Genomic DNA, 12,393 nt, shown 5'->3' with positions numbered 1-12,393 from the left:
GTGTGAATTGTGGGCTTTGCGTGTGAATCCTGGGTAGAAAGATCGCGTGATTCCCTCCACTTGTACACACTGAAAGCCCTGGATTCACACCCAACGCCGATCGACTCCCCTCAGTCCAGCAGGACCGTCGCGAAGGTGCCCACCTCGGCGAAGCCGACCCGCGCGTACGCGGCGCGGGCGACGGTGTTGAAGCTGTTCACGTACAGGCTGGCGACCCGGCCGGTGGCGACGATCACGGCGGCCACGGTCGCGGTGCCCGCGGTGCCCAGGCCGAGGCCGCGCCACTCGGGGTGCACCCAAACCCCTTGGATCTGACCGACGCCCGGCGACTGCGACCCGACCTCGGCCTTGAAGATCACCTGGCCGTGCTCGAAGCGGGCCCAGGCCCGGCCCGCCGCGATCAGGCTGGCCACCCGCCGGCGGTAGCCGCGACCACCGTCGCCGAGCCGCGGGTCGACGCCGACCTCGCCGATGAACATGTCGACCGCGGCCACCAGGTAGGCGTCCAGCTCGTCGGGCCGCACCTGCCGCACGCCGGGATCGATGTCGCAGTTCGGGTGGCTGGTCAGAGCCATCAGCGGCTGGTGGTCACGCACATCGCGCGCCGGACCCCAGGCCGGCTCGAGGCGCTCCCACATCGGCATCACCAGGTTGGCCCGGCCGACCAGCGAGGAACAGCGCCGCGTCGCGCTCATCGCCTCGTCGGCGAAGGCGTTCAGGTCGGCCGGTCCGCCGCGCAGCGGGATCAGGTTGGCGCCGGCGAAGCACAGCGACTCGTCGGGGCCGCGCCGCGTCCACAGCTCCCCGCCGATCGAGTTGGGTTCGATGCCGTGGTCGGCCACCCGGGCCGCGACCATGCACGAGCCGACCGGGTCGTCATTGAGCACCCGCCACACCGCGGCGGCGTCGCGCACCACGGACACCCGCCGCTCGCCGACAAGGCGAAAGATGGGCGGAGCCGACATCGGGGGAACTCTCTGTGGTGCGAACTGACAATCTTAAAAACAGAGCGGGGCGCGGGCCCCTATCAGCTTACGGTCACAACCGGCGAACCGCTCGGTTCTGTTCCCGGATCGGTACCCATTTCTGACGCGAGGCGCATGGCCTCCTCGATCAGCGTCTCGACGATCTGGGCCTCGGGCACGGTCTTGATCACCTCGCCGCGAACGAAGATCTGCCCCTTGCCATTTCCCGACGCGACGCCCAGGTCGGCCTCGCGGGCCTCGCCCGGACCGTTGACCACGCAGCCCATCACGGCCACCCGCAGCGGGACGTCGAGCCCATCCAGGCCGGCGGTGACCGCGTTGGCCAGCGTGTAGACGTCGACCTGGGCGCGACCACACGACGGGCACGACACGATCTCGAGGCCGCGGGGCCGCAGGTTCAGCGACTCGAGGATCTGGATGCCGACCTTGACCTCCTCGACCGGCGGCGCCGACAGCGACACCCGGATCGTGTCGCCGATCCCGCGCGACAGCAGCGCGCCGAAGGCGACCGCCGACTTGATGGTGCCCTGGAACGCGGGACCGGCCTCGGTGACGCCGAGGTGCAGCGGGTAGTCGCATTGGGCGGCCAGCTGCTCATAGGCGGCGACCATCACGACCGGGTCGTTGTGCTTGACGCTGATCTTGATGTCGCCGAAGCCGTGCTCCTCGAACAGCGACGCCTCCCACAGCGCGGACTCGACCAGCGCCTCGGGGGTGGCCTTGCCGTACTTCTCCATGAACCGCTTGTCCAGCGAGCCGGCGTTGACGCCGATGCGGATCGGGATCCCGGCCGCCGCCGCGGCCTTGGCGACCTCGCCGACCCGGCCGTCGAACTCCTTGATGTTGCCAGGGTTCACCCGCACCGCGGCGCACCCGGCGTCGATGGCGGCGAAGATGTACTTCGGCTGGAAGTGGATGTCGGCGATCACCGGGATCTGGCTGTGCCGCGCGATCTCGGCGAGGGCGTCGGCGTCCTCCTGGCGCGGGCAGGCGACGCGCACGATGTCGCAGCCCGCGGCGGTCAGCTCGGCGATCTGTTGCAACGTGGTGTTGACGTCGTGCGTCTTGGTGGTGCACATCGACTGCACCGAGATCGGGTAGTCGCTGCCGACCCCGACGTCGCGCACCATCAGTTGGCGCGTCTTGCGCCGGGGCGCCAGCGTGGGCGGCGGGGCGTCCGGCATTCCCAGGCTGGTCACTGGAACAGCCTGATCGGGTTGACGAGGTCGGCGGTCACGGTCAGCAGCATGTAGCCGACCACGAACACCAGCACCACGTACGTGGCAGGCATCAGCTTGAGGTAGTTCACCGGCGCCGCCGCGACCATGCCGCGCGCCGAGCGGATCAGGTTGCGGATCTTCTCGAACACCGCGATGGCGATGTGGCCGCCGTCGAACGGCAGCAGCGGCACCAGGTTGATGGCGCCCAGGATCAGGTTCAGCTGCGCCAGGAAGAACCAGAACGCCACCCACAGCCCGTGGTCGACGGTGTCGCCGCCGATGATGCTGGCGCCGACGACGCTCATCGGCGTTCCCGGGTCGCGCTGTCCGCCGCCGATGGCGTGCACCAGCGCCCCGACCTTCGTCGGGATCGTCACCAGCGCCTTGCCCACCTCGACGGTCAGGTCGCCGGCGAAGGCGAAGGTGGCCGGTATCGCCGAGAGGACGTTGTAGTGCGTCGGCGGGGTCTTGACGGTTCCGACGCCGATGGCGCCGACCGTGGCGGCCTCCGGCTTGGCGTCCCGCCCCTTGGCCGGATTGGTCAGATAGCGCTGGGTCGGCGTCACGTCGACGTACGTGGTGATGGTGGTGCCGTCGCGCTCGACGACGACGGGAACCGTGCCGTGCAGCTTGCGCACCGCCGCGGCCATGTCCTCGAACGTGGACACCGGGGTGTCGCCGACCTTGACGACGACGTCGCCGGGGCGGATGCCGGCGGCCGCCGCCGGACCGGGCCCGGTGCAGTTGCCGAGCTTGCCCGGGGCGGTTTCCGGTGCGACGCAAGCGGTTTCGCCGACGACGGCCTTGGTCGGCGGGTGCAGGTTGGGCAGCCCCCAGACCAGCGCGATGCCGTAGATCAGGACCAGGCAGATGACGAAGTTCATGCCCGGGCCGGCGAACAGCGTCGCGACCCGCTTCCAGGTCGCCTGCTTGTACATGGCGCGGTCGGCCTCGTCGGGCTCGAGATCCTCGACGGGGGTCATCCCGGCGATGTCACAGAAGCCGCCCAGCGGGACGGCCTTGATGCCGTACTCGATCTCGCCGCGCCGGGTCGACCACAGCGTCGGCCCGAAGCCGACGAAATAGCGCCGCACCTTCATGCCGGTGCCGCGCGCGACCCACATGTGGCCGCACTCGTGCAGGGCCACCGAGATCAGGATGGCGAGCGCGAACAGCACGATGCCGATTGCGAACATCATCGGGTTGCTAGGACCTTTCTGACAGCGCGCTGCGCTCGCTCACGTGCCCAGCGCTGCGCGTCTAGTACCTCATCCACGGTAGCGGGTGAAACGGACCATTGGTCGGCAGCGTGCAGCACGTCGGCGACGGTTTTGACGATCGCGGGGAATCCGATCCTGCCGTTCAGGAAGGCGTCGGCCGCCTCTTCGTTGGCCGCGTTGTACACGGCGGTCATGCAGCCACCGGTCTGACCGGCGTGGCGGGCCAGCTCGACGGCGGGGAAAACGTCGTTGTCCAGCGGCTCGAATTCCCAGCTAGAGGCAGTGGTGAAGTCGCAGGCCGGGGCGGCGCCGGGCACCCGGTCAGGCCAGCCGAGCGCCAGCGAAATGGGCAGCTTCATGTCCGGCGGGCTCGCCTGCGCGATCGTCGAGCCGTCGACGAAGGTGACCATCGAATGAACAATCGACTGGGGGTGTACGACGACGTCGATGCGGTCGTAGGGAATGCCGAACAGCAGGTGGGTTTCGATGAGCTCGAGCCCCTTGTTGACCAGCGACGCCGAGTTCAGCGTGTTCATCGGGCCCATCGACCAGGTGGGGTGGGCGCCCGCCTGCTCGGGCGTGACGGCCTCGAGGTCGGCGGCGGACCAGCCGCGGAACGGCCCGCCCGAGGCGGTGAGCACCAGCTTGGCGACCTCATTTTTTTCGGGGTCGGGGTTCCCACAGCGCAGGCACTGGGCCAGCGCGGAGTGCTCGGAGTCGACGGGCACGATCTGGCCGGGCCGCGCCGCCCGCAGCACCAGCGGCCCCCCGGCGATCAGCGATTCCTTGTTGGCCAGCGCGAGCCGGGCGCCGGAGTCCAGCGCGGCCAGGGTCGGGCGCAGGCCCAGCGCCCCGACCAGCGCGTTGAGGACGACGTCGGCATCAGTCTCCTGGACCAGCCGGGTCACCGCTTCCGGGCCGCTGTAGGGGACGTCCCCGAGCTGCTGCGCCGCGCGCTCGTCGGCGACGGCGATGTTGGTGACGCCGGTCTCGGCGCGCTGGCGCGCCAGCGCGTCGGGGTTGGCCCCACCGGCCGCGAGCCCGACCACCTCGAAACGATCGGGGTTCGCCGCGATGACCTCCAGCGCCTGGGTGCCGATCGAGCCGGTGCTGCCCAGCACCAGCACGCGCAGGCGCCCGCCGGCAGTCGCATTAGTCACTCACTCATTGTGCCCGCTCGGTCGCGCGGGCGGGTGTGCCAGAATCTCTCCTACCAGCCGATCACGAAGGGGATTCGCCGTGGCCAGTACCGAGGTGGAGCACTACAACGGCGTCGACGTCGCCGAGGTGCCGTCGGCAGCCTGGGGGTGGAGCAAGATCAACGTCCGCACCTGGCACGCGGTCGGAGTGTTCATCGTCATATTCCTGCTGGCCATGATGTGGGGGAACCACGTCGGCCACGTCGAGAACTGGTTCCTGGTCGGGTTCGCCGTACTGACGCTCGTCGTGCTGGTTCGCGACCTGTGGGGCCGCCGCCGCGGCTGGATCCGGTAGCGCCCAGCCGAGCCGCTGCGCCCGTCGTCGCCAGGCGGCGGCGACCAGCAACACGAACAGGGCCACCGCCCACGGCAGCACGCCGTGTTGGTGCACCCAGCCCGCCAGCGCCCCCTGCACGCGGCCGGCGAACATGACCACCACGTCGTCGGGACTGGCGTTCGCGTTGAACAGTCGCAGCTCGTAGACGCCGTAATAGCCGACGTACAGCCCGACCAGCACCAGCAGCGCCCCACCGATCCGGTTGACCAGCGGCAGGACGCGCCGCAGCCGGTCGGCCAGGGCGGAGCTCGCCGTCGCCGCCGCGACGGCCAGGACGCCCACCACCAACGTCAGGCCCGCGACGTAGGCGAGGTAGACCGAGGCGCCGGTGGCCAGCGACCCGCCCCGCAGCCCGGCGGCCGTGACGGCCAGGAAGGGCCCGACGGTGCACGACAGCGACGCGATCGCATAGCTGACGCCGTAGGAGTACATGGAGCCCAGCCGCACGGTCGGCGCCCACCGCGGACCCAGCCCGCGTGGTGTCAGCGCCGTCAACTCGCGGCCAGACAGGAGCCAAACCCCAAGCGCGACAAGCACAATGCCGATGACCACCGTCGCGTAGGGCAGGTATCGCTGCACGGTCGAGGCCGCCGATATCGTCAGTGCACCGAACAACCCGAACACCGTCGTGAAGCCGAGCGCCATCCCGACCGTCGCCGCGATCGCGCGGCCGACCGCGCTGAGGTGGCTCGTCGGGGACCGTGCGCCGAACGTGCACTGGCTGCGGGATTTAGGCGTTTTTTTCGCAGTGAGTGCACGTTCGGCGTCTTGCCCGCGCACCACGAGGAGCAGGTACGCGGGCAGCATGGCGAACCCGCACGGGTTCAGCGCCGCGACCAATCCGGCCGCGAACGCCAGACCGACCAGACCTCGATCCATCCGATCAGCGCAGCGCGGCGACCCGCCCGGCCAGCTCGTCCTGGGGCATGGCCGCGGTGGGGTTGTTCACGAACGTCGAGCTGCCGTCGGCCCGGTAGAACACCCAGGCCGGCTGCCAGGGGACGTTGTAGCGGGCCCAGATCGAGCCGTTGGCGTCGTTGAGGTTGGTGAAATTCAGGTTGTACTTGGAGACGAAGTTCTGCATCGCCCCCACGTCCGAATGCGCCGCGACGCCGACGAACGTGACGCCCGGATTGACGGCGGCCACCTGGCTGAGGCCGGGGGCCTCGGCGTTGCAGAAGGGGCACCACGGCGTCCAGAACCACAGCACCGCCGGTTTGCCCTGCAGGCTGGCGCCGTTGAACGGCGCACCGCTGAGCGTGGTGGCGCTGAATTGCAAGCGGTCGTCGGCGGCAGCCGAACGCGGCGCGTCGGCGAGCCCGAATATCAAGGCGGCGGCGAAAAGCGCCGCGGCAAGGAGCTTGAGCGGAGTCAAGAGCCGAAACATCATGGCATCACCTCGTTTGCTGGTTATGCCTAAAAGACGCGGCGCGGGCCCGCTCGGTTCACCCTTCGGCGGCCAGCTGTCCGCAGGCTCGGGTCTGATCGCCTGCGCTCCAGCTACCCGCCTTCGGCGGCCAGCTGTCCGCAGGCTCGGTCTGATCGCCTGCGCTCCAGCTACCCGCCTTCGGCGGCCAGCTGTCCGCAGGCGGCGCTGATCTCCCGACCTCGCGTGTCGCGCACCGTGCAGGAGACGCCCTTCGATCGCACCCGCCGGACGAATTCGCGCTCCACCGCCTTCGGGCTGGCATCCCAGTCACTGCCCGGGGTGGGGTTGAGCGGGATCAGGTTCACGTGCACCAGCGGGCCCAGCGCGCCGTGCAACCGCTTACCCAGCAGGTCGGCCCGCCAAGGCTGGTCGTTGACGTCGCGGATCAGCGCGTACTCAACCGACACCCGCCGGCCCGTCACGTCGGCGTAATAACGGGCCGCGTCGAGCGCCTCGGCGATCTTCCACCGGTTGTTGACCGGGACGAGCGTGTCGCGCAGCTCGTCGTCGGGGGCGTGCAACGACAGCGCCAGGGTGACCCCGAGCCGCTCGTCGGCGAGTTTGCGGATCGCGGGCACCAAGCCCACCGTGGACACCGTCACCGAGCGCGCCGAAATCCCGAAACCCTGCGGCGGCGCGTCGGTGATGCGCCGGACCGCGGCCAGCACCCGGTTGTAGTTCGCCAACGGCTCCCCCATGCCCATGAAGACCACGTTGGACAGCCGGTCACCAAACTCGTCGCGCAGCTCCGCCGCGCCGGCGCGCACCTGCTCGAGGATCTCGGCGGTGGACAGGTTCCGGGTCAGGCCGCCCTGGCCGGTGGCGCAGAACGGGCAGGCCATCCCGCAGCCGGCCTGCGACGAGATGCACACGGTGTTGCGGTCCGGGTAGCGCATCAGCACCGACTCGACGGTGGCGCCATCGAGCGCCCGCCACAACGTCTTTCGCGTCTGGCCGGCATCGCAGGTGACTTCGGCGGCCGCGGTGAGCAGGGTAGGGAACATCGCCTCGGCGATCGCGTCGCGCACGGCCGCCGGGAGGTCGGTCATCTCGCGCGGGTCGGCGATCAGCCGGCCGTAGTACTGATGCGCGAGCTGCTTGGCGCGAAAGGCCGGCAGGCCCAGCTCCGCGACGGCCGACGCGCGGCCCGCGGCGTCGAGGTCGGCCAGGTGCCGCGGCGGCTTGCTCGGACGCGGCTCGGTGAACACCAATTGTTGAACCATGACCTGTCCAGTATCGGCCAGCTCAGCGCACGAGCGTCAGGATCGTCCAGGCCGCGACCGCCGACGGGAGCACGCCGTCGAGCCGGTCCATCAACCCGCCGTGGCCGGGCAGCAGCCGACCCATGTCTTTGATGCCGAGGTCACGCTTGATCTGAGACTCCACCAGATCACCCAGCGTGCAGGTGATAACCAGGACGACACCCAGCAACGCGCCGACCCACACTGGTCGGTGGGCCAGGAAGGTCGCGGTCAGGATCGCGGCGGTGATCCCGCAGACCAGCGACCCGGCCAACCCCTCCCAAGACTTCTTCGGGCTGATCGCCGGGACCATCGGGTGCTTGCCGAACAGCACCCCCACGGTATAGCCGCCCACGTCGGACGCGATGACGGTGATCATCAGGCAGAACACCCGTCCGGCGCCGTCCTTCGGGTAGACCAGCATCGCGGCGAAGGAGGCGAACAGCGGGACCCAGGCGGCGAGGAAGACGGTGGCGGACGCGTCGCGCAGGTAGTTCGCCGACGGCGAACCGGCCCACGGCTCCGGCCGCTTGCTGTTGTCCTGCATGAACAGCCGCCACACCATGCAGGCCACGACGGTGGCCCCGAAGCCCGCCACCGCGCCGGCGGAACGGTACGGCCACGTGAGCCAGACGGTGAGCTGCCCGCCGATCAGCAGCGGGATTAGCGGGATGACGTATCCGGCTTCGCGCAGCCGACGCACCACCTCGTGGCTGGCGACCAGGATGGCCGCGGCGCAGTAGAGCACCCAGAGGCGGGGGGCGAAGATCAGCGTCACGACGAGAACGGCGCCGATGCTGACGCCCACCGCGATCGCAGCGCGCAGGTCGCGTCCCGCCCGCGACGTCTTGGTGGCCGGCTGCTGCATGCTGTTTTTTGGCGGACGCGGGGGCTCGTCGGGCGGATTGCCTGCGCCGGTGGTTGCCACGGACATGATTGCTGAGCGGCCGCTAGACCTCCAGCAGCTCGCCTTCTTTGTGCTTGACCAACTCATCGATCTGGGTGACGTACTGATGGGTGGTCTTGTCCAAATCCTTCTCGGCCCGGCTGACCTCGTCCTCACCGGCCTCGCCGTCCTTGCGGATCCGGTGCAGCTCCTCCATCGCCTTGCGACGGATGTTGCGCACCGACACGCGGGCCTCTTCCCCCTTGTGCTTGGCCTGCTTGACCAGCTCGCGGCGGCGCTCCTCGGTGAGCTGCGGCACCGCCACCCGGATCAGGGTGCCGTCGTTGGTGGGATTGACGCCCAGGTCGGAGTTACGGATAGCCGTCTCGATGGCGTGCAGCTGGCTGGTCTCGTAGGGCTTGATGACGACGAGGCGCGCCTCGGGGACGTTGATGCTGGCCAGCTGCGTGATCGGGGTGTTGGTCCCGTAGTAGTCGATGACGATGCGGTTGAACATGCCCGGGTTGGCGCGGCCGGTTCGGATGGTGGACAGGTCGTCGCGGGCTACGGATACGGCCTTTTCCATCTTCTCTTCCGCGTCGAAGAGAGCTTCGTCGATCATTTCCGCGTCTTCCCCTCAGGTCGTAACCAGCGTTCCGATCTTCTCACCAGCGACCGCACGAGCGATATTCCCATTGGTCAGCAGGTTGAACACCAGGATCGGCATGCCATTGTCCATGCACAGGCTGAACGCCGTGGCATCGGCCACGCGCAGCCCGCGGTCGATGACCTCGCGATGGCTGATCGCGGTGATCAGCTCGGCCTCGGGATGATGCCGCGGATCGGCGGAAAAAACGCCGTCGACCGCCTTGGCCATCAAGACCACCTCGGCGCCGATCTCCAGCGCCCGCTGCGCGGCCGTGGTGTCCGTGGAGAAGTACGGCAGGCCCATACCGGCTCCGAAGATGACCACCCGGCCCTTCTCCAGGTGGCGGACGGCGCGCAGCGGGATGTACGGCTCGGCGACCTGGCCCATGGTGATCGCCGTCTGGACGCGCGTGACGATGCCCTCCTTTTCCAGGAAGTCCTGCAGGGCGAGGCTGTTCATGACGGTGCCGAGCATGCCCATGTAGTCCGACCGGGTGCGCTCCATGCCGCGCTGCTGAAGCTGCGCGCCGCGGAAGAAGTTCCCGCCGCCGATCACCACCGCGACCTGGACGCCGCCGCGGACCACCTCGGCGATCTGGCGGGCGACCTGCGCCACTACGTCGGGGTCCAGGCCGACCTGGCCGCCGCCGAACATTTCACCGCCGAGCTTGAGCAACACTCTCGAATACTTGGATCGGCTCTCCGGCTGGCCGGAAGCCCCGTTCGTCGGCTCCGTCATCAGACTCCTCGCATGAGAGTGCCATCCCGGGGCGAACTCATCCGGAACGGCATTTCACATCCTGCCTCATCGCAGCACAATGTTGCGCCGGCGGGGTGCATTATCTGCGCAGTTGGCGATTTCCTTCCGGTGTCGGATGTTTGAGCGAGCGGCGGGTCGGGGAATCCGCACCAACGCGGGGGGCGAACCTACGGCCTTGAGAATAAGGGCCAAGCCTCGCCGTGTGACGGGGCCGATCGCTTGGGCGGTCGGCGTTGAGCGAAATTGCTCAACCACGCACGCCAATGAGGAGGAACAGATCCATGGCGGACAACAAATCGGGACCTGCCGAAGCCGTTAAGGGCGTCGTCGAGGACGTCAAAGGCAAGGCCAAGGAAGCAGTCGGCGCGGTGACCGGTCGGGACGACCTCACGCGCGAGGGCGAGGCCCAGCAGGACAAGGCGGAAGCCCAGCGCGACGCGGCGAAGAAGGAAGCGCAAGCGGAGGCCGCTCGCGGCGGCGCCGAGGCGGCCGAACAGCGTCAGAAGGCCAACCAGTAGCTGGTCGCTGCAATGGGTCCGGTCCGTGAAAACGGGCCGGACCCATTGACTTTCCCGGGGCAGAGTATTGATCCTGTGCACACGCGCAATAAACTTTGCATAGTTAACTCTGAATCGGGTACTCAGCGCTGCGCTGGCAGACATCTCGCCGTGAGGTGCCTACGGGTGGGGGGCGATGACAAACTCACGAGTTTGGAGATGTCTTTGGAAGTTCTACTGCTCACCGACGCAGACGATTTCGAATCGGCCCTACCCACGCTGAGGTCGTTCACCCAAACCGTGCGGCGCGCCCCCCTTACCGGCCATATCGACGGACACCGCGGCAGCGCGGACGTCGCGATCATCGACGCGCGCAACGACCTCGATGCGGCCAGGGCGGCCTGTCGGCGCCTGACGGCCGATGCACCGTCCATTGCGGTGGTGGCCGTGGTGACATCGGCGGACTTCGTGGCGGTGGACGTGGACTGGCATTTCGACGACGTGCTGCTGCCCGCCGCCGGGGCCGACGAACTGCAGGCCCGGCTGCGGCTGGCGATTTCGCGGCGGCGCAGCGCGATGGAAGGCAGCCTGAAATTCGGCGACCTGGTGCTGCACCCGGCCAGCTTCACGGGCACGCTGGACGGGCAGGACCTGGGCCTGACGCTCACCGAGTTCAGGTTGTTGAATTTCCTTGTGCAGCATGCCGGCCGGGCGTTTACCCGCACCCGGCTGATGCACGAGGTGTGGGGTTACGACTGCAACGGCCGCGTCCGCACGGTCGACGTTCACGTGCGGCGCCTGCGTGCCAAGCTCGGTCCGGAACACGAATCGATGATCGACACCGTCCGCGGCGTCGGCTACATGGCGCCCACACCGCCGCAACCGCAATGGATTCTCAGCGGCTCGACGCTGACCCCGGTCTGGACGTCGACGGCGCGGCCCGCGACGGATCCCGTCACTCAATAGCCTTGCCACGCCGCAGCTTTCGCTGACCAATCAGGCAAACAGCGGTAATGCCCGCTTGCGTGCCAGCGCGTCCATGCCGTCCTGGATCGCGCCTTCGACCTCGTGGTACTTGCGGTCGACGTACTCGTCGTCGTCCGCGCGCGCGGGATCGTGATCGAGCTCGACGGCGGGCATGAAGCGGGTCCGGATCTTGGCCGGCAGCGGCAGCTGGGGCAGCGCCGCCGGGGCGATCCCCCACGGCAGCGAGACCGCCAGCGGGAAAACCTTGAGCCGCAGCAGGCGATCGAGTTTGAGCGCCTTCGACAGCCGGTCGCCGCGGATCAGCACCGGCATCGCGTCGGCGCCGCCGACGGTCGCGATCGGCACGATCGGCACCCCGGCGCGAATCGCCATTTTCACGAAGCCCTTTCGGCCCGCCAGGTTGGCGCAATCCCGTTCCCGCCACGGGCGCAACGAGTCCACTTCCCCGCCGGGCCACAGCGCCACGTCGCGACCCTCCGCCAACGCCGTGGCGATCGCGTCCGGCGCGGCCGGCAGCACGCCCATGCACCGGAAGTACCGCCCGAAGAGCGGGATGGCCATCAATGCGTCGTGCGCCGTGCCATGCAGGGGGCGGTCCTGACCGAAGCGCCGCCACCATTGCAGGCCGACGGTCCAGGCGTCCCAGACGAACGGGGCACCCGAGTGGATGCCCACCAACAGGGCCGGCGGCTCGGGGATGTTCTCCCAGCCGTCGATCTCCATGCGGAACCAGTAGTCCACCAGCACATTCCAGAAAAACTTCTGGCGCTGCAACGTGGCTTCGTCCTGGCCGCTGAGGTCCCATTGCCCGGCCCGCTTGGCCAGCCAGCCGCTGATGCCGCCGTCCTGCCGGCTGCGCCGCTCGTCCATGGTCACCCGCGCCCGCCTGGCGTGGAGCTTCGCTTGCGCACGTACTTCCGCTGGTCTGTGATCGGGGTTACTCATGGGTTTCGCATACCCGATTCCGGCGCGGGGGATTCCCG

At 68.8% G+C, this 12,393-nt stretch carries 13 protein-coding genes and 1 pseudogene; 3 read left to right on the top strand and 11 right to left on the bottom strand.

Annotated elements, in window-relative coordinates:
- Positions 1-110: 110 nt before the first annotated feature.
- The 4 genes from A5706_RS05165 to dxr all read right to left on the bottom strand — a co-directional run bounded on the left by A5706_RS05165 (position 111) and on the right by dxr (position 4,586).
- Positions 111-965, bottom strand: coding sequence for a GNAT family N-acetyltransferase (locus A5706_RS05165; protein WP_068127719.1), 855 nt, complete (start codon positions 963-965; stop codon positions 111-113).
- A gap of 62 nt (positions 966-1,027) precedes the next feature.
- The gene (gene ispG / locus A5706_RS05160) at positions 1,028-2,170 is read right to left on the bottom strand and encodes a flavodoxin-dependent (E)-4-hydroxy-3-methylbut-2-enyl-diphosphate synthase (protein WP_068127730.1); all 1,143 of its coding nucleotides are present in this window, start codon (positions 2,168-2,170) and stop codon (positions 1,028-1,030) included.
- Between the two features lie 11 nt (positions 2,171-2,181).
- Positions 2,182-3,405, bottom strand: coding sequence for an RIP metalloprotease (locus A5706_RS05155; RefSeq protein ID WP_068127716.1), 1,224 nt, complete (start codon positions 3,403-3,405; stop codon positions 2,182-2,184).
- On the bottom strand, positions 3,402-4,586 hold the full coding sequence (gene dxr, locus A5706_RS05150) for a 1-deoxy-D-xylulose-5-phosphate reductoisomerase (protein ID WP_068127714.1): 1,185 nt from the start codon (positions 4,584-4,586) through the stop codon (positions 3,402-3,404). Before dxr ends, A5706_RS05155 begins: the two co-directional genes overlap by 4 nt.
- A gap of 79 nt (positions 4,587-4,665) precedes the next feature.
- Here dxr and A5706_RS34045 point away from each other — a divergent pair, with 79 nt between their 5' ends.
- Positions 4,666-4,920: a DUF2631 domain-containing protein gene (locus tag A5706_RS34045; protein ID WP_082964204.1), complete on the top strand. Its 255-nt coding sequence runs from the start codon at positions 4,666-4,668 to the stop codon at positions 4,918-4,920.
- 21 nt (positions 4,921-4,941) lie between these two features.
- Here A5706_RS34045 and A5706_RS05145 read toward each other — a convergent pair.
- The 6 genes and pseudogenes from A5706_RS05145 to pyrH all read right to left on the bottom strand — a co-directional run.
- Positions 4,942-5,841 (bottom strand): annotated as a pseudogene (locus tag A5706_RS05145) (cytochrome c biogenesis CcdA family protein); the annotation flags it as partial.
- Positions 5,842-5,845: 4 nt separating this feature from the next.
- A complete protein-coding gene (locus tag A5706_RS05140) occupies positions 5,846-6,352 on the bottom strand; it encodes a protein disulfide oxidoreductase (protein WP_068127712.1) in 507 nt (168 codons plus the stop codon).
- Between the two features lie 167 nt (positions 6,353-6,519).
- A complete protein-coding gene (gene rlmN, locus A5706_RS05135; protein WP_068127711.1) occupies positions 6,520-7,614 on the bottom strand; it encodes a 23S rRNA (adenine(2503)-C(2))-methyltransferase RlmN in 1,095 nt (364 codons plus the stop codon).
- 22 nt (positions 7,615-7,636) lie between these two features.
- Complete coding sequence (locus A5706_RS05130) at positions 7,637-8,566, bottom strand: phosphatidate cytidylyltransferase (RefSeq protein ID WP_068127709.1); 930 nt, start codon at positions 8,564-8,566, stop codon at positions 7,637-7,639.
- 16 nt (positions 8,567-8,582) lie between these two features.
- Entirely contained in the window at positions 8,583-9,140 is a 558-nt protein-coding gene (gene frr, locus A5706_RS05125; RefSeq protein WP_068103487.1) for a ribosome recycling factor, read from the bottom strand.
- 15 nt (positions 9,141-9,155) lie between these two features.
- Positions 9,156-9,905, bottom strand: a complete 750-nt coding sequence (gene pyrH, locus A5706_RS05120; RefSeq protein ID WP_068127707.1) for a UMP kinase — start codon at positions 9,903-9,905, stop codon at positions 9,156-9,158.
- 302 nt (positions 9,906-10,207) lie between these two features.
- On the opposite strand from pyrH, the gene A5706_RS05115 reads away from it, so the two are divergent.
- The gene (locus tag A5706_RS05115) at positions 10,208-10,444 is read left to right on the top strand and encodes a CsbD family protein (RefSeq protein ID WP_068127705.1); all 237 of its coding nucleotides are present in this window, start codon (positions 10,208-10,210) and stop codon (positions 10,442-10,444) included.
- 198 nt (positions 10,445-10,642) lie between these two features.
- Positions 10,643-11,389, top strand: coding sequence for a winged helix family transcriptional regulator (locus A5706_RS05110; protein WP_082964203.1), 747 nt, complete (start codon positions 10,643-10,645; stop codon positions 11,387-11,389).
- 30 nt (positions 11,390-11,419) lie between these two features.
- Here the strand turns inward: A5706_RS05110 and A5706_RS05105 are convergent, their stop codons facing one another.
- Entirely contained in the window at positions 11,420-12,355 is a 936-nt protein-coding gene (locus tag A5706_RS05105; RefSeq protein WP_082964202.1) for a lysophospholipid acyltransferase family protein, read from the bottom strand.
- Positions 12,356-12,393: the final 38 nt, after the last annotated feature.

The organism is Mycobacterium sp. E796 (assembly GCF_001672815.1).
Classification (GTDB): domain Bacteria; phylum Actinomycetota; class Actinomycetes; order Mycobacteriales; family Mycobacteriaceae; genus Mycobacterium.
Note: the sequence above shows the minus strand (reverse complement) of the source record. Positions and strands in the feature narration are given on the sequence as shown.